Source organism: Chitinimonas koreensis, from assembly GCF_014353015.1.
In the GTDB taxonomy this organism is placed as follows: Bacteria; Pseudomonadota; Gammaproteobacteria; order Burkholderiales; family Chitinimonadaceae; genus Chitinimonas; species Chitinimonas koreensis.
In genome coordinates this window covers 3,610,520-3,637,257 of record NZ_CP060704.1, presented here as the reverse complement: position 1 = coordinate 3,637,257, position 26,738 = coordinate 3,610,520, and the positions used below count along the sequence as shown (strand labels likewise).

Below are 26,738 nucleotides of genomic sequence, written 5' to 3'. Positions count from 1 at the left end.
CCAAGCAGGAGATAAAGTCATGTCCGAAGTCGTCATCGTCGCCGCGCAACGTACCGCCATCGGTTCCTTCGGCGGCAGCCTGGCCAAGGTGGGGGCGCCCGATCTCGGCGCCACCGTGATCAAGGCGCTGCTCGAGAAGTCCGGCGTCGCCGCCGACCAGGTCAGCGAAGTCATCCTCGGCAACGTGCTGACCGCCGGCCTGGGCCAGAACCCGGCCCGCCAGGCGCTGATCAAGGCCGGCATCCCGGTCCACGTGCCGGCGCTGACGATCAACCAGGTGTGCGGCTCGGGCCTCAAGGCCACCCACCTGGCGGTGCAGTCGATCCTGGCCGGCGACAACGAGATCGTGATCGCCGGCGGCCAGGAGAACATGTCGCTGGCGCCGCACCTGCTGCAGAACAGCCGCGACGGCATCCGCATGGGCAACGGCACCCTGGTCGACAGCATGGTCTACGACGGCCTGACCGACGTGTACAACCAGTACCACATGGGCATCACCGCCGAGAACATCGCCGCCAAGTACGGCATCAGCCGGCAGGAGCAGGACGAGCTGGCGCTGGCCTCGCAGAACAAGGCCGAGGCCGCCCAGAAGGCCGGCCGCTTCGCCGACGAGATCGTGCCGGTGCACATCCCGCAGAAGAAGGGCGATCCGATCGCCTTCGCCAACGACGAGTTCATCAAGCTCGGCGCCACCATGGACGGCCTGGCCAAGCTGCGCCCGGCCTTCAACAAGGAAGGCAGCGTGACCGCCGGCAACGCCTCGGGCATCAACGACGGCGCCGCCGCGGTGCTGCTGATGAGCGCGGCCAAGGCCGCCGAGCTCGGCCTCAAGCCGCTGGCCCGCATCGCCGGCTACGCCTCGGCCGGCGTCGAGCCGAGCATCATGGGCATGGGCCCGGTGCCGGCCACCCAGCGCGCGCTGGCGCGTGCCGGCTGGACGCTGGACCAGGTCGACCTGATCGAAGCCAACGAAGCATTCGCCGCCCAGGCGCTGGGCGTGGCGCGCGAGCTGAAGTGGGACTGGAACAAGGTCAACGTCAACGGCGGCGCGATCGCGCTGGGTCACCCGATCGGCGCCTCGGGCTGCCGCGTGCTGGTCACCCTGCTGCACGAACTGGCCCGCCGCGATGCCAAGCGCGGCCTGGCCACGCTGTGCATCGGCGGCGGCATGGGCGTGGCGCTGTGCGTCGAGCGGGTTTGATCGGCGCAGCGATTCGATCGCGGCAGTAACTAGTAGGCAAAAGCCCTCGTCTTCCGACGAGGGCTTTTTGTTGGCCGGTTCAGCCGTATCGTGAGCGGAAGGTTCTGTAGGCGCGGCTTCGGCCGCGAATCGTGGAGCTTCGATCATTCGCGGCTGAAGCCGCTCCTACAGGGAGGTCGCGGGGCGGCGGCCTGGCTGGGTCAAGCACCTTGAATGCAGTAGCAAGTCGGTCGGAAAAAAGGCCCTCGCCGGAAGACGAGGGGCACCACATCGCAGCGGGCCCGGGTTTCGTAGGTCGGGCTTGATGCCCGACAGCGACCTGAATCCGGCGCGCTGTCGGGCATCAAGCCCGACCTACGGTAGACCGCAGCGCGCCCGTAGGAGCGGCTTCAGCCGCGAATCGCCGAGCTCGGCCAATCGCGGCCGAAGCCGCTCCTGCGTGTTCTGTGCACCGATACGGCGTCGGGCCGCGCCTACATCGCCTCCAGCACCTTGATGCCGAGCAGGTCGAGCCCGGTCGCCATGGTGCGCGCGGTCAGGTCGCACAGCTGCAGGCGCGAGGCGTCGGCCTGGCCGTCCTGGATCACCGGGCAGGCCTCGTAGAAGCGCGAGAAGGCAGTGGCGACGCCGTACAGGTAGGCGCACAGGAAGTGCGGCTGGCTGTCGCGCGCGAGCTGGTGCACCACGTCGGCCAGGCGGGCCAGTTCCAGCGCCAGCGCATGCTCGGCCGGCTCGGCGATCGTCACCGGCGCGCTGCGGTCCCACTCGCCGACCTTGCGGAAGATGCTCTTCACCCGCGTGTAGGCGTACTGCAGATAGGGCGCCGTATTGCCCTCGAAGGCCAGCATGGTGTCCCAGTTGAAGATGTAGTCGCTGGTGCGGTTCTTCGACAGGTCGGCGTACTTCACCGCGCCGATGCCGACCGCGTTAGCGATCTCGCGCCGGGTCGCCTCGTCGAGCGTCGGGTTCTTCTCGCTGACCAGCGCGAAGGCGCGTTCCTCGGCCTCCTCCAGCAGTTCGATCAGCTTCACGGTATCGCCCGAGCGGGTTTTGAACGGCTTGCCGTCCTCGCCCATCATGGTGCCGAAGGCGATGTGCTCGAGCGCCACGCCGGCCGGCGCGAAGCCGGCCTTGCGCGCCAGCGTGAACAGCTGCTGGAAGTGCAGCGCCTGGCGCGCGTCGACCACGTAGAGGCAGCGGTCCAGCCCCAGCGTGCGCACGCGGAAGCGGATCGCGCCGAGGTCGGTGGTGGCATACAGGTAGCCGCCGTCCTTCTTCTGGATGATGTAGGCGGCCGGCTCGCCTTCCTTGTTCTTGAACTCGTCGAGGAAGACCACCTGGGCGCCCTGGTCCTCGGTCAGGAGGCCTTGCGCGCGCAGCTCGTCGACGATCACCGGCAGGTCGGCGTTGTAGAAGCTCTCGCCGCGCACGTCGCCGTGGTCCAGCAGCACGCCGAGCTTGCGGTAGACCGCGTCGCAGTGCGACAGCGAGGTCTCGACGAACTGGCGCCACAGCGCGTTCACCTCGGCGTCGCCGCCTTGCAGCTTGACCACGTAGTCGCGCGCGCGGTCGGCGAAGGCGGCGTCCTCGTCGAAGCGGCCCTTGGCCTTGCGGTAGAAGCCTTCGAGGTCGGTCAGCTCGAGGTCGGCGTGGCCTTCGCGCTGGGTCTCGACCAGGTAGGCCACCAGCATGCCGAACTGGGTGCCCCAGTCGCCGACGTGGTTCTGCCGCGTCACGTCCATGCCGACGAAGGCCTGCACGCGGGCCAGCGCGTCGCCGATGATGGTCGAGCGCAGGTGGCCGACGTGCATCTCCTTGGCCAGGTTGACCGAGGAATACTCGACCATCACTTGCTGCTTCGGCAGCCGTTCGACGCCGAGATGGCCGTCGGCCAGCGCGGTCTCGACCCGGCGCGCCAGGAAGCCGTCGTCGAGCCGGATGTTGATGAAGCCGGGGCCGGCGATCTCGAGCGAGGCCGCCACGCCGGCCAGGTCGACCGCGCCGATCACCTGCTGCGCCAGCTCGCGCGGATTGCGCTTGAGCGCCTTGGCGGCGCCCATCACGCCGTTCATCTGGTAGTCGCCGAACTCGGGCCGGCCGGCGACCTGGACCAGCGGCTGGGCGTCGGGGGCGCCGACGGCGGCGAGCGCGGCGGCGAAGCGTTGGGTGAGCAGGGGCAAGAGCGACATGGGGAATTCCTGAAAAGACGAGCCCCTCGATGCGGAGGGGCTGGCCGGAAGGGCGATGGGCCTGATTTTACGGGGCCGGCCGCTGGGCCGGCAAATCGGCACGGCCGGTCGAGGCGCCGCGGCCTGGAGCGCGGCCCGCCGGGGCGAGGCCGGCGGCCGTGCGGATCAGCGGGCGATGGTGCCGAGCACCTCGAAATACTCGGGGAAGGTCTTGCCCACGCACTTCGGATCGTTGATGCGCACCGGCGTGCCGCCGACCGCCACCAGCGAGAAGCACATCGCCATGCGATGGTCGTCGTAGGTGTCGATCACGGCATTCGGCGTCAGCGCGGCCGGCGGGACAATGCGCAGGTAGTCGGCGCCTTCCTCGACCTCGGCGCCGACCTTGCGCAGCTCGGTCGCCATCGCGGCCAGCCGGTCGGTTTCCTTGACGCGCCAGCTCGCCACGTTGCGGATGGTGCTCGGGCCGTCGGCGAACAGCGCCAGCACGGCGATGGTCATGGCGGCGTCGGGGATGTGGTTGAGGTCGGCGTCGATCGCGCGCAGCTTGCCGCCGCGCGCCGCCACCGGGCCGGTGGCCTCGATCCAGTCGTCGCCCATGGCGATCAGCGCGCCCATCTGGGCCAGCGTCTCGGCGAACTTCACGTCGCCCTGGATCGAATCGCGGCCGACGCCCTCGACCCGCACCGGGCCGCCGCCGAGCGCGCCGGCGGCGAGGAAGTAGGAGGCCGAGCTGGCGTCGCCCTCGACGTGGACCACGGCCGGCGCGTGGTAGCGCTGGCGCGCCGGCAGGCGGAATTCGCTCCAGCCGTGGCGTTCGACCTGCAGGCCGAAGCGGCGCAGCAGGTTCAGCGTGATCTCGATATAGGGCTTGGAGATCAGCTCGCCGACCACCTCGATGCGCACGTCCTCGCCCGACAGCGGCAGCGCCATCAGCAGGGCGGTGAGGAACTGGCTGGAGACGTCGCCGCGCACGCGGGTGCGCAGGCCGGGCGTCTCGTCGTGGCGGTTCTGCCAGGGCTTGATCGCCAGCGGCGGATAGCCGGGATTGCCGAGGTAGTCGATCTGGGCGCCGAGCTCGCGCAGCGCGTCGACCAGGTCGCCGATCGGCCGCTCGTGCATGCGCGGCACGCCGCTCAGCGTGTAGTGGCCGTCCATCAGCGCCAGCGCGGCGGTCAGCGGGCGGAAGGCGGTGCCGGCGTTGCCGAGGAACAGCTCGGCCGACTTGACCGGGAAGGCGCCGCCGACGCCGTGCACGCGGTAGTCGAGCGGGTCTTCGAGCCGTTCGACCCGCACGCCGAGCGCGTCGAGCGCTTCGAGCATGCGGCGGGTGTCGTCCGAGTCGAGCAGGCCGCGCACCTCGGTGACGCCCTCGCTCAACGCGGCCAGCAGCAGGGTGCGGTTGGAGATGCTCTTGGAACCGGGCAGGCGGACCGTACCTTGGGTGGCAGCGCAGGGGGCGAGATCGAGGTGTTCCATGGGCGTCGGCGGGCGATTGTTGCAGTGCAACGGGACCTGCGAGTGTAGCCGCAGGCCCGGCGGGCGGGAAAGCTGACGTGTACGGCAATGGCGGCGCGATTTGCCGGCAGCGGCGCGGACGGGGGGCGCTGGGTTTTCCAACAAGGGAATGGCGCAGGCTGCTCCGTAGCTCGGGCTTTATGCCCGACAGCGATCATTATCAATGGCGCCGCCGGGCGTAAAGCCCGACCCACGGGTGAGGCGGCGGCTCGGTCAACTTCATGGCATCGCCGCCAGCCATCCGGCTACCGCTACTGCCCCGCCGGCAGCGGCTGCCCCTTGGGCCACAGCAGCCAGATCTGGCCCTGCTGCTTCATGCGGCCGGCCAGCTGGCCGGCCTCGGCGCCGAAGCCCCAGAAGTAGTCGGCGCGGATCGGGCCGCGGATGGCGCCGCCGGTGTCCTGGGCGTGCACCAGCCGGTTCAGCGGGCGGCTGTCGTTGGGCCGGGTGGTGGCGAGGTAGAGCGGGCTGCCCAGCGGTACGAAGCGCGGATCGACCGCCACGCTGGCGCCGTCGGTCAGCGGCACGTTGAGGGCGCCGATCGGGCCGCCGGTCGCGCTCGGCAGCACGCGGAAGAACACGAAGCTCGGATTGGCGTCGAGCAGCTCCTTGAGCCGCTCGGGATGGGCGCGGGCCCAGGCCTGGATGCCCTGCATCGAGGCTTCGCCCGATTTCAGCTCGCCCTGGTCGATCAGCCATTTGCCGATCGACTTGTACGGGTGGCCGTTCTGGTCGGCGTAGCCGACGCGCAGCAGGCTGCCGTCCTCGAGCTGGATGCGGCCCGAGCCCTGGATCTGCAGGAAGAAGGCCTCGATCGCGTCGTCGGCCCAGGCCAGCGCCAGGCCGGCGGTCGGCGCGCGGCCGGCGTCGATGTCGGCGCGGCTCCAGTAGGGCACCACCTTGCGGCCGTCGAGCCGGCCGCGCACGCGCTGGTTCTTCAGCTCGGGGTAGAGCTCGCCGAGGTCGATGGTCAGGAGGTCGTCCGGCACGGCGTAGATCGGCACGCGGCCGGGGCCGGTCTCGCGGCTGCCGCGCAGCAGGGGTTCGTAGTAGCCGGTGATCAGGCCGCTCTGCGCGCCGTCGCTGGCCTCGATGCGCCAGGGCTGGAAGCGCCGCTCGAAATAGCCGCGCACCGCGCTGTCGTCGCGCGGGTTGAGCGCCTGCGCTTCGCTGCAGGCTTCCTTCCAGGCCGGACGGCTGGCCAGCCGCTTGCACGAGGCGAGCCAGGCCGGCCAGCCCGCCAGCGACTGCTCGCCGGGCCAGCCGGGCAGGGCGGACCAGTCGGCCGGCTGGTAGCGCGCGGTGACCGGCGCCGGCTTGGCCGGCGTCTCGCCGCAGTTGCAGTCGGCGGGCTTGGGGGTGGAGGGCGTGGTCGGAGCGACCTGGCTGGCGCAGCCGGCCAGGAGGGCCAGCAGCAGGAGGGCAGGGAGGGTGCGGCGCATGGGGAACCGGGCTCGGAAACGAGCCCCGAGCTTAACCGAGGCCGGCGCAGAACGGAAAACCGGGCGTTGCGGCATTCCGAACGAAAGGACGGAGGGGGGGGCGATCCAGTGCATGGAGACTGCATATCGGCCCCATACGAAAAACGGGCATGCCTGAGCATGCCCGTTTGACTGATGCGACCGCTGTTCGCGTCGATCAGAAGGTGTGCAGCACGCCGACGCTGAAGGCGTTCAGATCCTTGGTGGCACCCTTGTTGTCGTCGCCGGTGAATTCGGCCAGCACAGCGGTGCGCTTGCTCAGCGCCTGCTTGATGCCCACCGAGTAGCGCACGAATTCGGAATCGGCCACGTCGCTGCCGCCGCGCTCGATCTTGTCGTGCACGATCACGCCGCCGCGCAGGGTGGTGGCGCCGAACTTGTAGGCCACCGCGCCGAGCCAGCTGTTGCGCTTGGAGTCGACCGCCGCGTCCTGCTCGGCGGCCTGGAAGGCCAGGCCGAAGCTCAGGGCGTCGATGGCGTAGGTGCCGCCGATCATCCAGGCGCTGTTGTCGACGTCGTTCACGCCGGCCTTGTTCTTCTGCTGGGCGTAGGCCAGGCCCAGGTTCAGCGGGCCGCTGCCGTACTTCAGCAGGGCCGACAGGCCGTCCGAGGACTTCTTGGCCGGGTGACCGAATCGTCCTTGTTCTCGCCGGCGCTGTAGGCGACGCTGGCGCCGAAGCCGCTCATCGAGGGGCTGTCGTAGCGGACGGTGTTGTTGAAGCGGCTGTCCAGCACGGCGGTGGCGCCGACCAGCTTGTTGTCGTAGATCGGCAGGCCCTTGCCGCTGTCCGAGTAGCCGTCGAACCAGTCGGCCATGTTGGTGTACGGCGTCTTGCCGCGGCCCAGGCCGAGCTTGCCGAACGAGCCTTGCAGGCCGACCCAGCCTTCGCGCGAGGCGAAGTTGCCGCTGGTGCCGTCGTCCGGGCGGATGCCCTGTTCGATCTGGAAGTAGGCCTTCAGGCCGTCGCCGAGGTCTTCCTCGCCGCGGAAGCCCAGGCGGGACGAGGTGTAGGCGTTGTCGACCTTGATGGTCTTGGTGGTGCCGTCGTCGACGTAGGCGCCGACGACGTTGACTTGACCGTAGAGGGTGACGTTGCCGTCGGCCATGACGGGGCGGCGAGGGCGCCCAGCACGGCGGCAGCGATCAGGGTATTGCGCATGTGAGTCTCCACTTGGATTTTATGAAGGGAAGCCTGTCCGGGACTCAGGCAGTAGGCAGTCTGGCTGCTGCTGTCATAAATCCGCAACCTGGAAATCCCCTATTGGCGCCGAATGGCGGCCGTTTTCTGTGCAGTTGCAACATTTATGCAACGTGAATTGCAATTCGCCAAGTGGCTGGCCGAACGGCCGGGGCGGGGTGATTTACGTTCGCGGTATTCAGCCATGCGGCTGAAGGACGGATCGGACCGTCTGGCGGAAAAGCCGCGGCGGGCATCGCGCCGATTCATGTTGCAGTGCGATATAAGGGTTTTCCACAGGCGGTCGCCGGCGATATGCCGCAGGGCGTTCAGAAGGCGCCGAGCGGAATGCGCAGGTAGCGGCGGCCATCGGCCTCGAGCGGCGGCAATCGGCCGGCGCGGATATTGACCTGGACCGCCGGCAGCATCAGCGCCGGCAGCTCCAGCCCGCGGTCGCGCGCCTGGCGCAGTGCGACGAACCGGGCCTCGTCGATGCCGTCGCGGACGTGGACGTTGGTGCGGCGCTGTTCGGCCACCGTGGTCTGCCAGCAGGCGGCGCGGCCGGCCGGCGGGTAGTCGTGGCACAGGTAGAGCCGGGTCTCGGGCGGCAGCGCCAGCAGCCGGCCGATCGAGCGGTACAGCGTGGCGGCGTCGCCGCCGGGGAAGTCGCAGCGCGCGGTGCCGAGGTCGGGCATGAACAGCGTGTCGCCGACGAAGACCGCGTCGCCGATGCGGTAGGCGAGATCGGCCGGCGTATGGCCGGGTACGGACAGCGCCTGCGCTTCGAGCGCACCGATGCGGAAGGCCTCGCCGTCGGCGAACAGGTGGTCGAACGGGCGGCCGTCGCTGGCGAAGTCGGCGCCGAGGCCGAACAGCGGTCCGAAGGTGGCCTGCACCTCGCGGATCCGCTCGCCGATCGCGATCCGGCCGCCGAGTTGCCGCTGGATATGGGCGGCGGCCGACAGGTGATCGGCGTGGGCGTGGGTTTCGAGGATCCAGTCGAGCGTGAGCCCGTGCTGCCGGACGAAGCCGATCAGCCGCTCGGCGCTCGCGTGGCCGATGCGGGCGGCACGCGGCTCGTAGTCGAGCACCGGGTCGACGATGGCGGCATGGCCGCCCGGCCGGTCGTAGACCACGTAGCTGACGGTGGAGGTGGCGGGGTCGAAGAATGCTTCGACCTGGGGCTGGCGGGGCATGGCGAGGTTTCTATGGACCGGAATTTGGGGGACTTATCTTCTGGGAAATAGCGCTCGTTAAGCCCCTCTCCCGTGCACGGGAGAGGCACCCGTTTCTGCATGGCAGAAACGGGGAGGGTGAGGGTTGGTTCTACGAAGAGCAGCCTATGTATGTTGCTTTTGCCATATCTGCCCATCCGGTCCTGCGGACCACCTCTCCCGCGCCAGGAAGAATTGAGTGGCTGCAATTCACATGACGGGTAGTCAAAGGGGCGAGTCGAAAACCGGCCGCCAGCATAGCCGAGCCGGCCCCTGCGCCGCGCCGGCTACCGTCCATATATTGCGCCCAGCGCCTATCATTCGCGTCTCCGCCGCCTCGCGCCTGCCGCTTTCCATGCTTCCCCCTGGCTCAAACACTACCGCCGCGCCGACCTGCCGCACGACCTGGTGGCCAGCGCCACCCTGCTGGTGCTGCTGATCCCGCAGGGCCTGGCCTATGCGCTGCTGGCCGGCCTGCCGCCGCAGGCCGGGCTCTACGCCAGCATCGTGCCGGTGCTGGTCTATGCCTGGCTCGGTTCAAGCGCCACGCTTTCGGTCGGGCCGGCCGCCTTGCCTTCGCTGATGACCGCCACCGCATTGGCCGGCCTCGCGCTGCCCGGCACGCCGGGCTGGGCGGCGCTGGCGGCCATGGTGGCGCTGCTGTCGGGCGTGCTGCGGCTGGCGCTGGCGGCGCTGCGCTTCGGCTTCGTCGCCAATTTCCTGTCGCAGTCGGTGGTCGGCGGCTTCGTCTCCGGCTCGGCCGTGCTGATCGTGCTGAGCCAGCTGCCGCACCTGTTCGGCGTGGCCGCCCATGGCGCCACCGCGCCGGCGCTGCTGGCTTCGCTGGCGGCGGCGCTGCCGTCGGCGCAGGCGCCGGCCGTGCTGCTGTCCGCCGCTGCCCTGGCCCTGCTGCTGGCCGGCCGGCGCTGGGCGAAGCCGCTGCTGGTGCGCACGGGCCTTGCGCCTGCGCAGGCCGATCTGCTGGCCAAGGCCTTCCCGATCGTGGTGGTGGCCGCCGGCGGCGGCGCGGTGGCCTGGCTCGCGCTGCCGGTCGCGGTGATCGGCAAGCTGCCGGCCGGCCTGCCGCCGCTGGCCTGGCCGGCGGTCGACCTGGCCACCATTCGCGCCGCGCTGCCGACGGTGGCGGCGATCGCGCTGGTCGGCTTCGTCGACAGCTTTTCGATCGCCCAGACGCTGGCGCTCAAGCGGCGCGAATCGGTCGATCCCGACCGCGAGCTGCTGGCGCTCGGCGCCGCCAATGCCGCGGCCGGGCTGACTGGCGGCTTCCCGGTGTCGGCCAGCTTCGGCCGCTCGGCCGCCAACGAGCTGGCCGGCGCGCGCAGCCAACTGGCCGGCGTGCTGTCGGCGCTGTGGATGGCGCTGCTGCTGATCGCCTTCACCGATCTGTTCGCCAGCCTGCCGCTGGCGGTGCTGGCCGCCACCATCGTCACCGCGGTGGCGCAGATGGTCGACCTGTCGGTGCTCAAGCTGGCCTGGCGCTACGACCGGCGCGACGCGGCGGTCTACCTGGCCACCTTCGCCGGCGTGCTGCTGCTGGGCGTGGTCGATGCGATCCTGCTCGGCGTGGGGCTGTCGCTGGCGCTGTTCGTCTGGCGCACCAGCCAGCCGCACCTGGCCGAGCTGGGCCGGGTGCCGGGCACCGAGCACTACCGCAACATCCTGCGCTACGAAGCCGAGACCGACCCGCAGATTCTGGTGCTGCGCGTCGACGAGAGCCTGTATTTCGCCAACATCCGTTTCGTCCGCGCCGCCATCGTCCACCTGCTCGGCCGCCGGCCCCAGGCGCGCTCGCTGCTTCTGGTGCTGTCGGCGGTCAATTCGATCGACGTCTCGGCGCTGGCCGGCCTGCGCGAGCTCAACCGCGGCCTGGCCGAGCAGGGCGTGCAACTGCACCTGGCGGTGGTGAAGGGGCCGGTGATGGACCAGCTCAAGCGCAGCGGCTTCCTCGACGAGCTGTCGGGCGCGGTGCACCTGTCGACCCATGCGGCGATGACGGCGCTGAAGGCGGAGCAGGGGCCGGAGTATGTGATCTGACGGCGGTTCTGCGCCGTCGCTTGGATCGACGCTGGCGGTGACAGGTCGTCGTAGGTCGGACTTCGGTCCGACTGCGATCTTGATGGGTGGCGCTGGCGGACTGAAGTCCGACCTACATCGATCCGTGCTCGGCCTACGCCGACCTGGTGCCGCATTGCCATGAGGCGAAAGCCGTGGTGGTTTCCGTAGGAGCGGCTTTAGCCGCGAATGGCGGTGCTTGTCGCGGTGGCGGATGACGCGACCATTCGCGGCTGAAGCCGTTCCTACAGGCTTCTATGGACGACCGCGCGGTACGAAGCCACTTTCCCTCAATCCTCGCGCCGCTCGATCCGCCCCAGCGCCGGCGGCCGCAGCGTGTCCTGCGCTTGCACATGAGCCTCCAGCGCCTCGATGTCGAGCAAGCCGGCCACCGGCTCGCGGCCCTCGCGCAGCACGGTGAAGCCGTCGCCGCCGCTGGCCAGGAAATCGTTCACCGTCACCCGGTAGCGGCCGTCGAGCCGCAGCGGCACGCCGTCGAGCGTCACCTCGGCCGGATCGATGCGGCGGCCCGGCGGCCGGCCGGCGTGCCAGGCATAGCGGAAGCCGGCCGAGACCTGCAGCGGATTGAAGCGCTCGCCCTGCCATTGCGACTCCAGCAGCGCCACGATCTGGGCGCCGCTCAGCGTCAGCGTGATCAGCCGGTTGCCGAACGGCTGCACGGTGAACAACTGCACATAGCGCAATACGCCATCCTGGCTGGCCAGGTCGGCGCGCAGGCCGCCGCCGTTGGCGAAGGCGATCTGCGCGCCGGCGCCGCGGGTGGCCTGCAGCTGGGCGTCGGCCACCAGGCTGCCGAGCGCGGCGTCGCCGCCGGGCGAGAGCTGGCGCGTGATCGGCGCCGCGATGCGGCCGACCACCCGCTCGGCCAGCGGCGCGACCTGCGCCTTGGCCTGCGCGATCAGCGCCAGCTGGTCCGCCTTCGGCGCCACGTCGGTGCGCACCACCACATTGTTCAGCCGCACCGCGGCGACGTCGCGGCTGGCGCGGTCGAGCCGCAGGTCGATCTCGCTCACCACCTGGCCATACTGGCGCGCGCTGCTGACCGGCCGGCCGTCGATCAGGCAGGTGTAGGCCTGGTGGGTATGGCCGCTGATCACCAGGTCGACCGCGCGGTCGAGCCGTTTGACGATATCGACGATCGGCCCCGAGATACCCTCGCACTGGTCGTAGCGGCCGCGCTGCTTGCCGCCCTCGTGCAGCAGCACCACGATGGCCTCGATGCCCTCGGCGCGCAGCCGCGGCACCAGCCGGTTCACCGTGTCGACCTCGTCGTCGAAGCGCAGGCCGGCCACCCCGGCCGGCGTGACGATGCTCGGCGTGCCCTTCAGCGTCATGCCGATGAAGGCCACCTTGATCCCCTCGTACTCGCGCACCGCGTAGGCCGGGAACAGCGTCTCGCCGCTGGCCGCGTCGACCACGTTGGCGGCCAGGAAGCGAAAGCGCGCGCCCTCGAAACGCGTATCGAAGCGGCAGCCGTCGACCGGATGGCAGCCGCCGGCCTGCATGCGCAACAGCTCGGCGCGGCCCTCGTCGAACTCGTGGTTGCCGACCGCGTTCAGGTCCAGCCCCATTTGATTCATCGCGCGGATGGTCGGCTCGTCGTGGAACAGCGCCGACAGCAAGGGGCTGGCGCCGATCAGGTCGCCGGCCGAGACGGTGATGCTGTGGCGCGCGCCGGCGCGCAGCGTATCGAGCCAGGTCGCGAGATAGGGCGAGCCGCCGGCCGGCACCGTCACCAGCTGGCCCGGCCGCGCCGGATCGGGCACCGGCACGCCGCCGGCCGGGGTCTCGAGATGGCCGTGGAAATCGTTGAAGGCGAGGATCCTGAGTTCGACCGGGCCGCTGGGCTTCGGCGCGGTGGCGCAGGCGGCGAGCAGCAGGACGGCGGCGAGAGCGGGCAGATGGCGCATGGCGTTGGGCGCGGCGGGAATGATGGGCGGCATTTTCGGTCAATGCCAAGACGTTGTCATGACGGTGCATGGAACTTGCATTCCGGCCCGTGCCGGGCTTGGATAAGACCCAGGACCGCAGCGGCCACGATGCCGCGGCGGCAGCGAGCGGAGACATCGCCATGTTGATCAATTGCGCGGCCTACCACGACGGCTGCAAGCTGGCCGATCTGCCGATCGAGGCCATCAGCGAGAACCTGCACCAGCCGGGCAGCTTCGTCTGGGTGGCGCTGCGCGACCCCGAGCCGGCCGAGATCGACCGCATGCAGGAGGCGTTCGGCCTGCACGAACTGGCGGTCGAGGACGCGCGCCACGGCCACCAGCGGCCCAAGATCGAGGAATACGGCCAGACGCTGTTCTGCGTGCTGCACATGCTGGAGATGGACGCGCAGGGCGAGATCAACGTCGGCGAGGTCGACATCTTCGTCGGCGCCAACTTCGTGCTGTCGATGCGGAGCCATTCCAACAGCGGTTTCCTCAACGTGCGCGAGCGTTGCGAGCGCGAGCCGCAGCTGTTGCGGCACGGTTCCGGCTTCGTCTTCTACGCGCTGATGGACGCGGTGGTGGACCGCTATTTCGACGTTGTGCACCGGCTCGAGGGCGAGCTCGAAACGATCGAGGAACGGCTGTTCGCCCACGCCGGCTCGGCGCGCGCCAACATCGAGGACCTGTACGACCTCAAGCGCAAGCTGGTGACGGTGAGCCACGCCGCGGTGCCGCTGCTGGAAGCGATCGCCCACCTGCACGGCGGCCGGGTGCCGGCCATCTGCGCCAATATGCGCGAGTACTACCGCGACGTGTACGACCACCTCGAACGCATCGTGAAGTCGGTCGAATCGGTGCGCGACATGCTGGCGACGGCGATCCAGGTGAACCTGGCGCTGATTTCGCTCGATGAATCGGCGGTGAGCAAGAAGCTGGCGGCTTATGCGGCCTTATTCGCGGTGCCGACCATGATCGCGGGCGTGTACGGGATGAATTTCGAGCACATGCCGGAGTTGAAAGCGGTGGCGGGGTATCCGCTGGCGCTGGCGACGATGCTGGGGCTGGATTTGGTGCTTTGGTGGCGGTTCAAACGGGCGGGGTGGTTGTGAGAGGCAACGCATTGCCCCGAATGATGCGCCGGGACTTCATTCCTCGGACGAGTCCGCGCGCGTCACGCCCAGCTTGAGGCCCAGCATGCCGAAGACGCGGTTCATGGTCTGAACGGTGCCTTCGCTGCGCTCCTGCTCGATGTCCTGCATGGTCCGGTAGGACACCCCGGAGAGCTTGGCCATTTCGGCGGTCGTCAGGCGCATCGTCTTCTTGAGATGACGCACCGACTGAGCAAGCGACCACTCCGGATGCGCGAGGACATCCTCGACGGCCTGCTTGCGCAGCGCCAGCTGTTCCGGGATCGACAGGGTGTTGAAGCGTTTGTCCATGGTCGTTCAGGCGAGCGCGGCCAGCTCATCGGCCTGGGTCAGGATGTGCGGGCGCAGGTGGTTGATGACATCGGGCTCCAGTCCCATCGCTTCCCCTTCCGCCGCAATCCGCCGCAGCGCGGGTTCCATCGCCTTGATGCCGGCGACGAGCGGTGCGCGCGCGATCGGCGGAGGGGCATTCTTCCGGCGCGGCTTCCGGACCTGCGTGCCGAGTTCGCACACGCGATCGACGACGCGACGCCAGTCCGGCTTGCCCCATCGTTGTCCTCCCACCGGATGCGCCGCGCGATGCCATCCGGATGCAGGTACATCGGCGCGAAGTCGTACAGCGGGGTGAGCGCGATGCGGCCGTCGAAGTCGCGCTGCACGGCCGTATTGCGCGCATGGTTGTCCTTGTTGAGGAAAGCGAGGTTGGCGATGTCCCGCTTGATGTACTCGAGCAGATCGGCCTGCGGATCCGTGCAATGCCGAATCAATGCTTCGCAGACCTGGTCGTGACTCGGCACCGCTTCGAATCCCGGCATGCCCGTGAGAGTGGCGATGCTCTCCTGGGCAAGCCGCGTCACCGCTCCGCCTTGGGCCAAGCGGTCGAATCTCGGAATGAAGAGCGCTCGCCGGTACGGCACCAGCGGCGCATGGACCGCCAGGCCAAGTCGGCCGGCGATGCCCATGTAGGGTGCCTCGTGCTGCAGGATGCGCTCGAGTTGTGGGTCGGTACCGCGGCCGAACTTGACGATGTAGTGCGCTACGGCCCGCTCGTCCGGCAGGGAGTGGTCGAGGTACAGCAGCCCGTCATCGGCTCGCGTCAGGAGAATCTTCGGCCACTCGCCCTGAATTCCCGACGACCCTGCGACGAAGAGCCCATGCGAGGCCAGGTATTCCATGAACTCGTCGCCTCGCTTGGCGACCTCGGCATCGGTGAATCCACGCAGCGGCCCGGCATGGGCCGCGAGCCAATCGGCGGCCTCCTTGACGCGCAGATTGCCGATCGGATTGCCGGCGCCGACCAGCAGCAGCTTCCAGTCCGCAACGGTTCCCGCCGTCGGCGCCAGATCGATGCGGCGCAGCAGTTCCTGCCGGCCGAATCCCTGGGGAAGCAGGTCGATGAGGAAGACCGGCCAGTGTTCCTGTTCCAACGGCGCCAGACCGACCGGCCAGCGAGCGCACATTGCATGGGCGTCGGTCGAGCCCGGATGCGCGAAGGCCCAGTCGACGGCATAACCGGAATAGGTGCTGGCCTTCCAGCCTGCTTCTTCAGCCCCGAGCAGGCTGATGCTCGCCACATCGTGCCAAGCGCCGGCGGCGTGGAGCTGAAGTGTGCATGTGTTGTCCATTTGCACAGAATTCTAGCAAGATTCGGTGCGAAATCGATGGTGATTTGTATGGATTTTCGTGCAAGTGGCCGCTGGCGTATGGATTCGCAATGCGGTTGATGCCGGTATCGTGGATCTTGTTCTACATCGACTGCACATTCGATTTCACATTGCCTGCGCTATATGCATTTCCGTGGTGTCGGCCTCATGCAAAGGCAGATGTTTGCCAAGGCAGATGGCCTCGGGCCTGCCGACATAGCGGCCATAATTGGCGATGGGGCGATAGCCATGACGCTCGTAGAACGACACGGCGCGTTGATTGACTCGCCGGGTTTCGAGCCAGAGCTGGGCATAGCCGAACTCGCTTGCTTGGCGTTCGAGGAAGGAGAGGACTGCGCTGCCTACGCCTTTGGAGCCCGGCACGGCGAACATGCGCTTGAGTTCGGCGATGCCGGGTTCGTGCGGGCGGAGCGCGCCGCAGCCAAGCACGGCGCCGTCGGCCGAGCGAGCGATGACGAAACAGGCTTGGTCGACCTTGACGTCGCTGACGTCGAACGAGGCGGTGCCGCTGCTGCCGGTGATTTGCTGGAGGGTTTCGGATAGGTCGGTCAGGAGTTGATGAGCTTCGGGTGATTCGGGGTCGGCGACGGTAACCTTGATCATTGAAGACTCCTATAGGTGGTTAGCGTGAATGTATCGTGGATTCGATCGGATTGTTGCGCGACATACTGGTGACGATGATCCAGATGAATCTGGTGCTGATTTGTGCGATAAATCAGAGGTGAGCGAGAATTTGGCCGCTTATGCGGCCTTGTTCGGAGTGTCGACGATAGTCTCAGGCTCATATGGGGGTGAATTTCTAGCATATGCCGAAGTTGAAACTAGGTATAGTCGGATCCGGCGAGTGATTTGTGTTTGTAACGTAATGCCTGAGAAATAGGAAAATGCAAATGAAGATGTCTATTACAAATGATATAGGCCTGGGTCTTATGCGGCTAATGTGGGTTGGTGCGTTGGCTGCATTAATTGTCTTTGGCCTCTATGCTTGTAACTTTGGCCCTGGTCAATGGTTCAGGCTCTCTGGTGATCCAGGCGATTGGGGGGGCTTGGTGACTATGTTGGTGGACTTCTAAATCCCCTTTTTTCTTTTCTGGCCTTTATCGGTGTAATAATTACTGTCATTCTGCAATCCAGGCAGCTTGATCTTGTTCGTGAGCAAGCGAATTTCGAAGAGATTCAACGTGTACTATCAAATATCTCATCGAGAATCGATGGGCTACTGGCCTTGGCCCCTACTACGTCTACAGAACAGCATAAGCCTGAGTCGGCTCTTAAGTCGATGTTTGAAATCATCTCTGCTTTAGGTACTTGGGCCTTAAATAATCCTCGCCCTTCTCCTGATGTCGCTGGCTATGGCCGTTGGGTTGTAATCGATGAAAACATGGGTCGGCAACGACAGGCTGTTCACGGAGAACTTACAACTATTGGTTTGGAGCTGGAAGCACTGGCTTGGACTTTGGGTCGGTATGCTGCAGCGGGGGAAGTGAAATGGTTGTTGATTTTTATAAATATCGGTACTGTCCAATTCTGACATGGATGGATGCCATCGGATTGCTTGAGGATAGCAACCAAATTCAAGAAGTCTTTAAGCCAAAGGAAATGCGTCGGTTTATGGTAGCTGACCCGGATATTTAATGTGTCGAAAATTGCCAGGCGGGTCAGTTAGGCGGTACGGCGCGAAGCCCACTGAGAGTGCCTTAAGGATTTTTTGCTTAATTATAGCCTATAGGCTTCCCGGGTAATTGACCTTGCCTGGGTAAACGGATAGATTCCTGTCTAGGTGCTGAACACACCTTCCGCTAGCGGTCTCCCCAAGCATCCGACACCGGGGATTTTTTGCGTCCATGATTTCTTTCATGGCCGGGTAGCGCGCAGCCATACAAGACCCGTAAGGGGAAAACTGCGGGCCGTCTAGCGGCGGTGTTCAAGTACCCGGCCACCCCGCTTGAACACGGGGTGCGACTTGAACGAAACCGCTAGGAGGCCATCATGGCTGCTCAAGAAACGCGCCGTTCCGCATCACACTCGTCTACGCTCTATCCCCCGCACCGCTCTACACGCAATTCCAGCACGAAGCTCGCTTGAGCTGGCTGGATGCCACGGCTTGCTACCAAGCCGCGCAAGGACTCAGTGCCATTTCGCGTCTGCTTTGTTTCGATCGCGAAGCGCAGGATGATGCCGCCAGCCACGAAGAAGGCGGCCAGCCGCTCGATCCGGATTTGCGCGCAGGTTTGCTAAGCGCAGCGGCCATCCTGTCCGGAGCCGTGCTGGATGTTTTCACTTCGGCTCACCAGCGTGATCGACAGAGGATGCAAACGGCCGATTCGTATTGACGATCCGAATCGATCTTCCCGCTATCGCGGATGCAACAGCGTGGGCACGATAAAGCGTGCCCACTGCTTTAGCTAGCTAAGCTAGTTCGCAAAGACCGAATCATTCGATTGGCAAGACAGCACCGCCACCATCTCCCCCTCCTCATCGATCCCCACCTCCCGAAACCCAAAGCTCGCATAAAAGCGCTTGGCGAGTTCATTTCCCGGTATGTACGAGATGTAAATACTACGCACATCGGCGTTCGCCCGAATCTCGTCCAGCAAGGCAGCGAGCGCCTGGCGGCCATAGCCTTTGCCCTGGTGCGCCGAATCGATCATGAATCGCCAGATGCCGTACGCGCCCGCTTCTTCGTCATCCTGTTCCGGATTGAGATACATCATGAAGCCGACGGGCAATTCACCGGCGTAAACGGCGCGGGTCGTCAGGAACGGGTTGAAGCTGGCTTCCGCGATCGAATAGGAATTGCTCGCGACATAGTCGCGTTGATGATCGAGCAGATTCAGGCAGGCGATTGCGTCGAAATTTTCTTTGGTGACCGGGCGAAGGGTGATTTTCATGAGTCTTCGGAAGTCAGCCGGCGATCTGCCGGAATTGAACGATGTTTCCCTCGGGATCGTGTCCGTCGAGATGCAACTGGCCGCGCCAATGCCAGGCCGCGCCGAGCGGCTGGGTGCCGCCGCCCGCGGCCATGGCCAGGCGCTGAACCTGCTCGAGATCGCGCACCAGGAACGAGAACTTCAGCGGCGTTTCTTCCCTAAGGTAGGGCGGCGTCGAGATGTCGATCTCGGTTGCGATCGCATCGGGAATCTGGACCACCGCGAGCTCGATGGCGCCGCTGCCCAGCAGGATGAATCCCGGCCCTGTCTCCAGCAGCGGCAAGGCGAGCGTGAGTTCGTAGAACGCCGCCACTCTTGCGACATCTTTCGCATAGATGACGAAGCTGGCGGAAAGCGCAGGTGCATGGCTCATGTCGGCTCCGATCCCGGTTCGGCCGTTCCGTTCATCCGCGCGAGCGCGCCAGATGATCGAGCGGCAGCGCCGTCGTCTGCTTGATCGCCTCCAGCACGAAGCTCGACTTCACGTCGACCACCCCCGGATGCTGCAGCAAGGTATCCATCACGAAGCGCGAGAAGTGCGCCAGATCTTCGAACACCACGCGCAATAGATAGTCCATCTCGCCCGCCATCGCATGGCAGCTGACCACCTCGGGCCACTGCTGCACCGCCTGGGCGAAGGCGGCGAACTGGCGTTCGCGCTTGTCCAGCATCACCCGCACGAAGGCCTCGAGCCCGAGGCCGATGCGGGCCGGGTCGAGCAGGGCGACATAGCCGGCGACCACGCCTTCCTGCTCCAGCCGCTTGAGCCGGCGCAGCGTGGGCGAGGGCGACAGGTTGATCATTTCGGCCAGCTCGAGGTTGGTCAGCCGGCCGTTGGCCTGCAGCGCGGCGAGCAGTTTGAGGTCGGTCTTGTCCAGCTCGATCATTTTCGTGCGCACTTTGATGGATATTTGGCATTTTATGCCAATGCTGCGCTGCTCGCGCACGGAATTTGCAAGCACATTGCGTGGACTAATTCGTATCCTTGCGGCATCAGAATCAGCCTGGATCGCCGCCCCGCATCGCACTGCCGACGGGGCTGCCAATGCGGTCCGGCACGACATGGAGACATTCGAGATGGACAGCGCCGTCGCCCCTCGCGGCATGCAGGACTGCATCCCCGATTACCGCAATATCCACGAGGTCGAGGTCCCGGCCTATACCGACATCGAGCACCACACCTGGGCGCAGCTGTATGCCAACCAGCAGAAGGTGCTGCCGGGCCGGGCCTGCGACGAGTTCCTGGCCGGGCTCGACGCCGTCGGTTTCCCGCCCGACCACATCCCGCGGCTGGCCGACATCAGCGATACCATCGAGCGGCAGACCGGCTGGACCATCATGCGGGTCGACGGCCTGGTGCCGAACTACGAGTTCTTCAAGCTCTTGAGCGAGCGTATCTTCCCGTCGACCGACTTCATCCGCCGGCCCGACGAGATCGAATACACGCCGAGCCCGGACATGTTCCACGACCTGCTCGGCCATTCGCCGCTGCTGGTCAATCCGCGCTTCTGCACCTTCTTCGAGGAATTCGGCCGCGCCGGCGTGGCCGCCTTCGAGAATCCCGAGATCGACCCGGCCGCGCGCGACTGGCTGCCGCGCATCTACTGGTTCACCGTCGAATACGGCCTGATCCGCAATCCGGCCGGTCTGCGCATCTACGGCGCCGGCATCCTGTCCTCGCCCAAGGAAGTGCTCTACAGCCTGTCCGACGGCCCGAAGAAGCTGCCGTTCGACCTCGAAGTGATCGCCAACAAGCCGTACGACATCTGGCACATGCAGGAGGAGCTGTTCGTGATCGACAGCTTCGACCAGCTCGAAGAGAGCTTCTACGCCTGGGCGCAAGGGCACGGATTGCTGTGAGGCGTGAGGAGTGAGGGGTGAGGTGTAACCCCATCCCCCACCCAGCCTCCCCTTGAAGGGGGAGGGCAGGAAGCGCCAAACCGATTGGCAGTGATCGTCATACAAGCCACAACACGACTCCCTCCCTTCAAGGGGAGGGCCGGGGGTGGGGATGGGGTTACACCTCACCCCTCACGCCTCACCCCTCACCCCTAACATCATCATGGAGAGAGCAATGACCGACGCGATCAACCCGATGGGCACCGACGGCTTCGAGTTCGTCGAGTACACCGGACCTGATACCAAGGCGCTGGGCGAGCTGTTCGAGCTGGTGGGCTTCACCGCCGTCGCCCGCCACCGCTCCAAGGACTGCACGCTGTACCGCCAGGGCGACATCAACTTCATCGTCAACGCCGAGCCGCACAGCTTCGCCGCGCGCTTCGCCGCCCAGCACGGCCCGTCGGCCTGCGCCATGGCCTTCCGCGTCAAGGACGCCGCCAAGGCCTATGAGCGCGCGCTCGAGCTCGGCGCCTGGGGCGTCGAGAGCCGGCCCAACGCGATGGAGATCAACATCCCCGCCATCAAGGGCATCGGCGATTCGCTGCTGTATCTCGTCGACCGCTACGAGGGCAACAGCAAGGCCTCGATCTACGACATGGACTTCGTGCCGATCGAGGGCGCCGAGGAAGCGCTCAAGCGCAACGACTGCGGCCTCAAGGTGATCGACCACCTGACGCACAACGTGCACCGCGGCGCGATGGACAAGTGGGCCTCGTTCTACGAGACGCTGTTCAACTTCCGCGAGATCCGCTACTTCGACATCGAGGGCAAGCTGACCGGCCTCAAGAGCCGCGCGCTGACCAGCCCCTGCGCCAAGATCCGCATCCCGATCAACGAGTCGAGCGACGACAAGAGCCAGATCGAGGAATACCTGCGCGCCTACAAGGGCGAGGGCATCCAGCACATCGCGCTGACCACCGACAACATCTACGAGACGGTCGAGAAGCTGAAGCTGCGCGGTGTGAAGTTCCTGTCGACGCCGGACACCTACTACGAGCTGCTCGACAAGCGCCTGCCGGGCCACGGCGAGGACGTCGCCCGCCTGCACAAGAACAACATCCTGCTCGACGGCGCGCCCGGCGGCGGCCTCCTGCTGCAGATCTTCACCGAGACCTGCATCGGGCCGATCTTCTTCGAGATCATCCAGCGCAAGGGCGACGAGGGCTTCGGCGAGGGCAACTTCCGCGCGCTGTTCGAATCGATCGAACTCGATCAGGTGCGCCGCGGCGTGATCCCGGCCGAGAAGGAAGCGGCGTAAGGCGTGACAAGTGATGCACGGCACCCGTAGGAGCGGCTTGAGCCGCGAATCGGTGCCGTGGCCGCGACGGCCGTTCGCGGCTAAAGCCGCTCCTACGGGTTCCTCGAACCCGGTTTACTCGTAACCTGTCGCAGACAGGAGGACCCCATGGTCGAAATCAAACGGATTCATCACGTCGCCTACCGTTGCAAGGACGCCAAGCAGACGGTCGAGTGGTACGGCAAGTACCTCGACATGCGCTTCATCCTGGCCATCGCCGAGGACAAGGTGCCCTCGACCGGCGAGCCGGACCCGTACATGCACGTGTTCCTCGACGCCGGCAACGGCAACGTGCTGGCCTTCTTCGAGCTGCCGACGCGGCCGCCGATGGGCCGCGACGAGAACACGCCGACCTGGACCCAGCACCTGGCGCTGGAAGCGGGCTCGATGGAGCAGATGCTGGATGCCAAGGCGCGGCTGGAGGCCGACGGCATCCAGGTGATCGGGCCGACCGACCACACCATCTTCAAGTCGATCTACTTCTTCGATCCCAACGGCCACCGGCTGGAGCTGTGCGTGAACACCGGCACGCCGAAGATGGCGAAGATGCTCGACGAAGTGAAATGGGCCATGCTCAACGAGTGGGCCGAAACCAAGCGCGCGCCGCAGCATGCGCGCTGGATGCACGATGGCAGCGAAGCTTGAAGGCCGTGAAAGGTGAAACGTGAAATGTGAAACGTAACCCCATCCCCCAGCCTACGCCGGCCGCTTCAGCCTCCCCTTGAAGGGGAAGGGGCTGTGCGGCGATGGCTCGACGTTCTGCGATCGTCCAGTCAGGCACGGCCGACTCCCTCCCCTTCAAGGGGAGGGCCGGGGTGGGGATGGGGTTCTCACGTTTCACTTTTCACGTTTCACCGGGCCCCAAGCCGACCAACCCTACATTTCACTGACGCTTAACGCCTCACAGGACACCCCAATGAAACTCGCCAGCCTCAAACACGGCCGCGACGGCCGCCTGGTGGTGGTCAGCCGCGATCTGGCCCGCTATGTCGAAGTGCCCGAGATCGCCGCCACCCTGCAGGCCGCGCTCGACGACTGGGCCAATACCGCGCTGCACCTGCGCCAGGTCAGCGACGATCTGAACGCCGGCCGCCGCGACCACGACGCCAAGCCCTTCGACCCGGCCGAATGCGCCGCGCCGCTGCCGCGCGCCTACCAGTGGGTCGACGGCTCGGCCTACCTCAACCACGTCGAGCTGGTGCGCAAGGCGCGCAACGCCGAGATGCCGCCGTCGTTCTACAGCGATCCGCTGATGTACCAGGGCGGTTCGGACGACCTCCTGGGCGCGCGCGACCCGATCACCATCCGCGACGAGGCCTGGGGCACCGACCTCGAGGCCGAGGTGGCGGTGATCACCGACGACGTCGCCATCGGCACCAGCGCCGCCGACGCCGCCAAGCACGTGCGGCTGGTGATGCTGGTCAACGACGTCAGCCTGCGCAACCTGATCCCGACCGAGCTGGCCAAGGGCTTCGGCTTCGTGCTGTCCAAGCCGGCCAGTGCCTTCTCGCCGGTGGCGGTGACGCCGGACGAGCTCGAAGGCCACTGGCACGGCGACCGCCTGCACCTGCCGCTGCGCGTCTGGTTGAACGGCGAATGGTTCGGCGAGCCGAACGCCGGCGAGGAGATGACCTTCAGCCACGCCGACCTGATCGCCCACCTGGCGCAGACGCGCCGGCTCGGCGCCGGTTCGATCGTCGGCTCGGGCACCATCTCCAACAAGGACCGCGCCCGCGGTTCGTGCTGCCTGGCCGAGGTGCGCATGATCGAGACCATCGAGCAGGGCAAGCCGTCCACGCCTTTCCTCAAGGCCGGCGACACCGTGAAGATCGACATGTGGGACAGCGACGGCAAGTCGATCTTCGGTTCGATCGAGCAGACCGTGGTGCTCGCCTAGAGGTTTGATCGGCTTTCGCTGAGCGCCGGCCTTGGTTGCAGGCGCCCGGCGGAGCCGGGCGCTCCAGGTTCGTGAGGGCTCGGGCAGCGGCTCGTCCTGATTCCACCCGACTCCCCCGCCCTCGCCGCCGCGAGGGAGCCTCGCTGACGCTCGTTTGCTGTGTTTTCGACCTTGCGTGCAATTCGCCGGGGCTGCGCCTGTGGCAGCACGTGTGTTGCGTTTGGGATGGAAAGATATGCGAGCGAGCGCTAGCGAGGCTCCCTCGCGGCGGCGAGGGCGGGGGAGTAGGAATCGATCAGGGGAGAGCCCATCGGTCGAGTTCTCGTGAATCGATAGCGTCCGGCTTTGCCGGTCGCCCGCGCTGCACCTCGATCTCCCGCGTAACCTATTTCATCTGGCTCTCCTCAGCTACGCTGTAGCGTCGTAACGATCGTAGCGGGGCAGGGATGAGATGGATCGCATGGCTGGCGCTCGGCCTGTTCGGCTGCGCCATGGCGGATGAGGTGGTGCTGCGCAGCTCGGGCCAGGACAGCGTGGCCCCCAAGTACATCTACCGGGGCGAGACGCCGACCGGCCTGTGCCCGGACATCCTGGCCGCCATCGAGCGGCAGGACGGCGCGCTGCGCTTCAGCGGCCTGGCCCGGCGTCTGTCGGTGCCGCAGGTCGAGCGGCGGCTCGAGGCCGGCCAGCTCGACGTGTTCTGTGCTTTGGTGCACCTGCCGCGGCGCGAGAAGACGTTGCGCTTCGTCGAGACGCCGCTGTACCCGATCCGCCACCGTGTGGCGGTGGTGGCCGGCGACAACGCGGCGGTGGCCGACCTCGATGCGCTGGCCCGGCTGTCTCGCGCCGATCCGGTCATCGTCACCAGCGGGCTGTCCTTCGTCGAGCTGCTGTCGCGCCACGGCGTGCGGCTCGACGACGGCGCCAGCGACAACGCGATCAACCTGCGCAAGCTGCTCGGCGGCCGCGGGCGCTTCTTCTACCACAACGAACTTTTGCTGCTGCAGCTGATCCGCGAGCAAGGTGCGACCGACCGGGTGAAGCTGCTGCCGACGGTGTTCGCGGTCGAGCCGCAGCACCTGGTGGTCGGCCGCCACGTGCCGCAGGCGGTGTTCGACCGGCTCGACGCCGCGGTGCGCGCGCTGCAGGAGCGAGGCGAACTCGAGCGGCTGTACCGGCTCTACGCCCACTGATCCCCAACCGATTCCACTCCATGGCCCGAACCCCATGAACCGCACCCTCTACACCTACTTCCGCTCTTCCGCCGCCTGGCGCGTGCGCATCGTGCTGGCCCACAAGGGCCTCGACTACGACGCCGTGCCGATCCACCTGCTGCGCGACGGCGGCCAGCAGCACGGCGCCGACTACCGTGCGCTGAACCCGGCCGGCCTGGTGCCGGCGCTGGTCGACGACGGCGCGACGCTGACCCAGTCGCTGGCCATCTGCGAATACCTCGACGAACGCCATCCCGAGCCGGCGCTGCTGCCGGCCGATGCGCTCGGCCGCGCCCGGGTGCGCGCGCTGGCGCTGGCGGTGGCCTGCGACATCCACCCGATCAACAACCTGCGCGTGCTGCAATACCTCAAGGGCACGCTGGGCCATGGCCAGGACGAGGCCGACGCCTGGTACCGCCACTGGATCGAGGTCGGCTTCGCCTCGATCGAGGCCGAGCTGGAGCGGCTGGGCAGCGCGCGCCATTGCTACGGCGACGCGGTGACGCTGGCCGACGTCTGCCTGGTGCCGCAGGTGTTCAACGCGCGCCGCTTCAAGGTCGACCTGGCCGCCTATCCGCGCATCGCCGCGATCGACGCCCACCTGGCGGCGCTGCCGGCCTTCGCCGATACCGCGCCGGCGCGCCAGGCGGACGCCGAGTAGCCCCGCTCCGCCGCGGCGGAATTCCGCCAGCGCCGGTCGGCGCCCGTGCGGATTCCCGCCGCGCCGCAACGCGCACCGATCGATGAGACGCAGCCCAGGGGCTGCGTTTTTCGTTTATGGATCAGGTGCTTGTGCGCAGTTTTCGGATTCTTCGTGTCGCCTGGCAAGCCTATTGCATAAGATGGATTGGCCACCGCGCCGTCCCGGGCCGGCCCGATACGAACAACCAAGGAGACACCCCCGATGAAACTGCTCGCCACCCTCGCGGCCGCCGCTGCCGCGCTGTCCATGACCTGCGTGCGCGCCGACGACGACGTGATCCGGCTCGGCAACCTGCGCTTCGCCCATTACGGCGCGGTGTCCTACCTCAAGGAGATGGGGCCCAAGTGCGGCATCAAGGTCGAGGAGCGGATGTTCGCCAAGGGGCTCGACATCATGCCGGCCATCATCGCCGGCGAGGTCGACGTGGCGGCCAGCGCGGCCGATGCCGCGATCGCCGGCCGCGCCGCCGGCGTGCCGATCGTGGCGGTGGCCGGCTTCGCCCGCGGCGGCGCGCGCATCGTGGTGGGCAAGGATTCGGGCATCAAGTCGATCGCCCAGATGAAGGGCAAGAAGGTCGGCGTCGCCCGCGGCGGCGCGCAGGAACTGTTGCTGCTGGCCGAGCTGGCCAAGTTCAACCTGACCTGGTCCGACCAGCCGGGCAAGGATGTGCAGATCGTCTACATGCCCTTCGCCGACCTCAACCAGGCGCTGATGCAGAAGCAGATCGACGCGATGGCGCAGAGCGAGCCGCAGGCCTCGCAGGCGCTGAACAAGGGCTGGGGCGACGAGCTGATGAAGCCCTACGACACGCCGATGGGCGAGCCGATCCGCACCCTGGTGATGACCGAGAAGCTGTACGCCAACAAGCCGCTGGCCGAGAAGTTCATCAAGTGCTTCGTGCAGGCGACCAAGACCTTCATGGACGACCCCAAGCTGGCCGAGAACTACGTGCGCTTCACCATGTTCAAGAACCAGATCACCGCCGACGACTTCCAGGACGCGATCGGCAACAGCCCCTACGCCTACGAGCTGAGCACCGAGCACATCCAGATCACCACCGACCTGATGGTCAAGTACGGCGTGGGCAAGATGGCCAAGCCGCCGGTGGCCAAGGATTGGGTCAAGCTCGACCTGCTCACCAACGCCAAGAAGTCGTTGGGCATGAAGTAAGCGCGAC

General features: G+C 66.7%; 25 protein-coding genes. 12 read left to right on the top strand and 13 right to left on the bottom strand.

The features are described 5' to 3' along the window. Positions 1-19 precede the first annotated feature (19 nt). On the top strand, positions 20-1,201 hold the full coding sequence (locus H9L41_RS15070) for an acetyl-CoA C-acetyltransferase (RefSeq protein WP_028444522.1): 1,182 nt from the start codon (positions 20-22) through the stop codon (positions 1,199-1,201). Between the two features lie 473 nt (positions 1,202-1,674). Here H9L41_RS15070 and argS read toward each other — a convergent pair whose 3' ends face one another. From argS to H9L41_RS15040, 6 genes are all read right to left on the bottom strand, one after another. After that, positions 1,675-3,390 (bottom strand): arginine--tRNA ligase, encoded by a 1,716-nt coding sequence (gene argS, locus H9L41_RS15065; protein ID WP_028444521.1) that lies wholly within the window; start codon positions 3,388-3,390, stop codon positions 1,675-1,677. Positions 3,391-3,555: 165 nt separating this feature from the next. Beyond that, on the bottom strand, positions 3,556-4,869 hold the full coding sequence (gene aroA / locus H9L41_RS15060; RefSeq protein ID WP_028444520.1) for a 3-phosphoshikimate 1-carboxyvinyltransferase: 1,314 nt from the start codon (positions 4,867-4,869) through the stop codon (positions 3,556-3,558). A gap of 290 nt (positions 4,870-5,159) precedes the next feature. After that, positions 5,160-6,350: a murein transglycosylase A gene (mltA, locus tag H9L41_RS15055; RefSeq protein ID WP_028444519.1), complete on the bottom strand. Its 1,191-nt coding sequence runs from the start codon at positions 6,348-6,350 to the stop codon at positions 5,160-5,162. A 196-nt stretch (positions 6,351-6,546) separates the two neighbouring features. Further along, positions 6,547-6,945, bottom strand: a complete 399-nt coding sequence (locus H9L41_RS15050; protein WP_373282123.1) for a porin — start codon at positions 6,943-6,945, stop codon at positions 6,547-6,549. Positions 6,946-6,974: 29 nt separating this feature from the next. Then, the gene (locus tag H9L41_RS15045; protein ID WP_187523441.1) at positions 6,975-7,496 is read right to left on the bottom strand and encodes a porin; all 522 of its coding nucleotides are present in this window, start codon (positions 7,494-7,496) and stop codon (positions 6,975-6,977) included. Positions 7,497-7,896: 400 nt separating this feature from the next. After that, on the bottom strand, positions 7,897-8,763 hold the full coding sequence (locus H9L41_RS15040; protein ID WP_028444517.1) for an MBL fold metallo-hydrolase: 867 nt from the start codon (positions 8,761-8,763) through the stop codon (positions 7,897-7,899). Between the two features lie 426 nt (positions 8,764-9,189). Between H9L41_RS15040 and H9L41_RS15035 the strand changes: the two genes are divergently transcribed. Continuing rightward, positions 9,190-10,836: a SulP family inorganic anion transporter gene (locus H9L41_RS15035; RefSeq protein WP_265583803.1), complete on the top strand. Its 1,647-nt coding sequence runs from the start codon at positions 9,190-9,192 to the stop codon at positions 10,834-10,836. A gap of 308 nt (positions 10,837-11,144) precedes the next feature. Here H9L41_RS15035 and H9L41_RS15030 read toward each other — a convergent pair whose 3' ends face one another. Further along, the gene (locus H9L41_RS15030; protein ID WP_245589155.1) at positions 11,145-12,818 is read right to left on the bottom strand and encodes a bifunctional metallophosphatase/5'-nucleotidase; all 1,674 of its coding nucleotides are present in this window, start codon (positions 12,816-12,818) and stop codon (positions 11,145-11,147) included. 128 nt (positions 12,819-12,946) lie between these two features. Between H9L41_RS15030 and corA the strand changes: the two genes are divergently transcribed. After that, on the top strand, positions 12,947-13,918 hold the full coding sequence (gene corA / locus H9L41_RS15025; RefSeq protein WP_028444514.1) for a magnesium/cobalt transporter CorA: 972 nt from the start codon (positions 12,947-12,949) through the stop codon (positions 13,916-13,918). A 36-nt stretch (positions 13,919-13,954) separates the two neighbouring features. Here corA and H9L41_RS15020 read toward each other — a convergent pair whose 3' ends face one another. From H9L41_RS15020 to H9L41_RS15010, 3 genes are all read right to left on the bottom strand, one after another. Continuing rightward, the gene (locus H9L41_RS15020; protein ID WP_028444513.1) at positions 13,955-14,248 is read right to left on the bottom strand and encodes a helix-turn-helix domain-containing protein; all 294 of its coding nucleotides are present in this window, start codon (positions 14,246-14,248) and stop codon (positions 13,955-13,957) included. Positions 14,249-14,286: 38 nt separating this feature from the next. Continuing rightward, positions 14,287-15,582 (bottom strand): type II toxin-antitoxin system HipA family toxin, encoded by a 1,296-nt coding sequence (locus H9L41_RS15015; protein WP_265583802.1) that lies wholly within the window; start codon positions 15,580-15,582, stop codon positions 14,287-14,289. Between the two features lie 144 nt (positions 15,583-15,726). Further along, entirely contained in the window at positions 15,727-16,224 is a 498-nt protein-coding gene (locus tag H9L41_RS15010; RefSeq protein ID WP_051318634.1) for a GNAT family N-acetyltransferase, read from the bottom strand. 676 nt (positions 16,225-16,900) lie between these two features. Between H9L41_RS15010 and H9L41_RS15005 the strand changes: the two genes are divergently transcribed. Together H9L41_RS15005 and H9L41_RS15000 are read left to right on the top strand one after the other, a co-directional pair. Next, on the top strand, positions 16,901-17,152 hold the full coding sequence (locus H9L41_RS15005; RefSeq protein ID WP_187523440.1) for a hypothetical protein: 252 nt from the start codon (positions 16,901-16,903) through the stop codon (positions 17,150-17,152). 550 nt (positions 17,153-17,702) lie between these two features. After that, positions 17,703-17,954 (top strand): hypothetical protein, encoded by a 252-nt coding sequence (locus H9L41_RS15000; protein ID WP_187523439.1) that lies wholly within the window; start codon positions 17,703-17,705, stop codon positions 17,952-17,954. Positions 17,955-18,035: 81 nt separating this feature from the next. On the opposite strand, the gene H9L41_RS14995 is transcribed toward H9L41_RS15000, so the two are convergent. The 3 genes from H9L41_RS14995 to H9L41_RS14985 are packed head-to-tail and all read right to left on the bottom strand — an operon-like array spanning position 18,036 to position 19,438. Beyond that, positions 18,036-18,512 (bottom strand): GNAT family N-acetyltransferase, encoded by a 477-nt coding sequence (locus H9L41_RS14995; RefSeq protein WP_028444511.1) that lies wholly within the window; start codon positions 18,510-18,512, stop codon positions 18,036-18,038. Positions 18,513-18,525: 13 nt separating this feature from the next. Next, a complete protein-coding gene (locus tag H9L41_RS14990) occupies positions 18,526-18,924 on the bottom strand; it encodes a VOC family protein (RefSeq protein WP_028444510.1) in 399 nt (132 codons plus the stop codon). Between the two features lie 31 nt (positions 18,925-18,955). Continuing rightward, positions 18,956-19,438, bottom strand: a complete 483-nt coding sequence (locus H9L41_RS14985) for an Lrp/AsnC family transcriptional regulator (protein WP_034605863.1) — start codon at positions 19,436-19,438, stop codon at positions 18,956-18,958. A 190-nt stretch (positions 19,439-19,628) separates the two neighbouring features. Here H9L41_RS14985 and H9L41_RS14980 point away from each other — a divergent pair, with 190 nt between their 5' ends. From H9L41_RS14980 to H9L41_RS14950, 7 genes are all read left to right on the top strand, one after another. Continuing rightward, complete coding sequence (locus H9L41_RS14980; RefSeq protein ID WP_034605862.1) at positions 19,629-20,411, top strand: phenylalanine 4-monooxygenase; 783 nt, start codon at positions 19,629-19,631, stop codon at positions 20,409-20,411. Between the two features lie 214 nt (positions 20,412-20,625). Continuing rightward, on the top strand, positions 20,626-21,708 hold the full coding sequence (gene hppD, locus H9L41_RS14975; RefSeq protein ID WP_245589154.1) for a 4-hydroxyphenylpyruvate dioxygenase: 1,083 nt from the start codon (positions 20,626-20,628) through the stop codon (positions 21,706-21,708). Between the two features lie 147 nt (positions 21,709-21,855). After that, the gene (locus H9L41_RS14970; protein WP_028444506.1) at positions 21,856-22,392 is read left to right on the top strand and encodes a VOC family protein; all 537 of its coding nucleotides are present in this window, start codon (positions 21,856-21,858) and stop codon (positions 22,390-22,392) included. Between the two features lie 271 nt (positions 22,393-22,663). Further along, entirely contained in the window at positions 22,664-23,644 is a 981-nt protein-coding gene (locus tag H9L41_RS14965; RefSeq protein ID WP_028444505.1) for a fumarylacetoacetate hydrolase family protein, read from the top strand. Between the two features lie 446 nt (positions 23,645-24,090). Then, entirely contained in the window at positions 24,091-24,837 is a 747-nt protein-coding gene (locus H9L41_RS14960; protein ID WP_028444504.1) for a substrate-binding periplasmic protein, read from the top strand. A gap of 34 nt (positions 24,838-24,871) precedes the next feature. Beyond that, on the top strand, positions 24,872-25,519 hold the full coding sequence (maiA, locus tag H9L41_RS14955; protein ID WP_028444503.1) for a maleylacetoacetate isomerase: 648 nt from the start codon (positions 24,872-24,874) through the stop codon (positions 25,517-25,519). A gap of 243 nt (positions 25,520-25,762) precedes the next feature. Further along, a complete protein-coding gene (locus H9L41_RS14950) occupies positions 25,763-26,731 on the top strand; it encodes an ABC transporter substrate-binding protein (protein ID WP_028444502.1) in 969 nt (322 codons plus the stop codon). Positions 26,732-26,738 lie beyond the last annotated feature (7 nt).

Coding starts and splice junctions, on each gene's coding strand:
- H9L41_RS14985 (WP_034605863.1), bottom strand. CDS start 19,438: ATGATCGAGCTGGACAAGACCGACCTCAAACTGCTCGCCGCGCTGCAG.
- H9L41_RS15045 (WP_187523441.1), bottom strand. CDS start 7,496: ATGGCCGACGGCAACGTCACCCTCTACGGTCAAGTCAACGTCGTCGGC.
- H9L41_RS15030 (WP_245589155.1), bottom strand. CDS start 12,818: ATGCCGCCCATCATTCCCGCCGCGCCCAACGCCATGCGCCATCTGCCC.
- H9L41_RS14960 (WP_028444504.1), top strand. CDS start 24,091: ATGAGATGGATCGCATGGCTGGCGCTCGGCCTGTTCGGCTGCGCCATG.
- hppD (WP_245589154.1), top strand. CDS start 20,626: ATGACCGACGCGATCAACCCGATGGGCACCGACGGCTTCGAGTTCGTC.
- H9L41_RS14995 (WP_028444511.1), bottom strand. CDS start 18,512: ATGAAAATCACCCTTCGCCCGGTCACCAAAGAAAATTTCGACGCAATC.
- aroA (WP_028444520.1), bottom strand. CDS start 4,869: ATGGAACACCTCGATCTCGCCCCCTGCGCTGCCACCCAAGGTACGGTC.
- maiA (WP_028444503.1), top strand. CDS start 24,872: ATGAACCGCACCCTCTACACCTACTTCCGCTCTTCCGCCGCCTGGCGC.
- H9L41_RS14980 (WP_034605862.1), top strand. CDS start 19,629: ATGGACAGCGCCGTCGCCCCTCGCGGCATGCAGGACTGCATCCCCGAT.
- H9L41_RS15010 (WP_051318634.1), bottom strand. CDS start 16,224: ATGATCAAGGTTACCGTCGCCGACCCCGAATCACCCGAAGCTCATCAA.
- H9L41_RS15005 (WP_187523440.1), top strand. CDS start 16,901: ATGTTTGAAATCATCTCTGCTTTAGGTACTTGGGCCTTAAATAATCCT.
- H9L41_RS14970 (WP_028444506.1), top strand. CDS start 21,856: ATGGTCGAAATCAAACGGATTCATCACGTCGCCTACCGTTGCAAGGAC.
- H9L41_RS14965 (WP_028444505.1), top strand. CDS start 22,664: ATGAAACTCGCCAGCCTCAAACACGGCCGCGACGGCCGCCTGGTGGTG.
- H9L41_RS14990 (WP_028444510.1), bottom strand. CDS start 18,924: ATGAGCCATGCACCTGCGCTTTCCGCCAGCTTCGTCATCTATGCGAAA.
- H9L41_RS15020 (WP_028444513.1), bottom strand. CDS start 14,248: ATGGACAAACGCTTCAACACCCTGTCGATCCCGGAACAGCTGGCGCTG.
- corA (WP_028444514.1), top strand. CDS start 12,947: ATGTTGATCAATTGCGCGGCCTACCACGACGGCTGCAAGCTGGCCGAT.
- mltA (WP_028444519.1), bottom strand. CDS start 6,350: ATGCGCCGCACCCTCCCTGCCCTCCTGCTGCTGGCCCTCCTGGCCGGC.
- H9L41_RS15070 (WP_028444522.1), top strand. CDS start 20: ATGTCCGAAGTCGTCATCGTCGCCGCGCAACGTACCGCCATCGGTTCC.
- H9L41_RS15040 (WP_028444517.1), bottom strand. CDS start 8,763: ATGCCCCGCCAGCCCCAGGTCGAAGCATTCTTCGACCCCGCCACCTCC.
- H9L41_RS14950 (WP_028444502.1), top strand. CDS start 25,763: ATGAAACTGCTCGCCACCCTCGCGGCCGCCGCTGCCGCGCTGTCCATG.
- H9L41_RS15015 (WP_265583802.1), bottom strand. CDS start 15,582: ATGGACAACACATGCACACTTCAGCTCCACGCCGCCGGCGCTTGGCAC.
- argS (WP_028444521.1), bottom strand. CDS start 3,390: ATGTCGCTCTTGCCCCTGCTCACCCAACGCTTCGCCGCCGCGCTCGCC.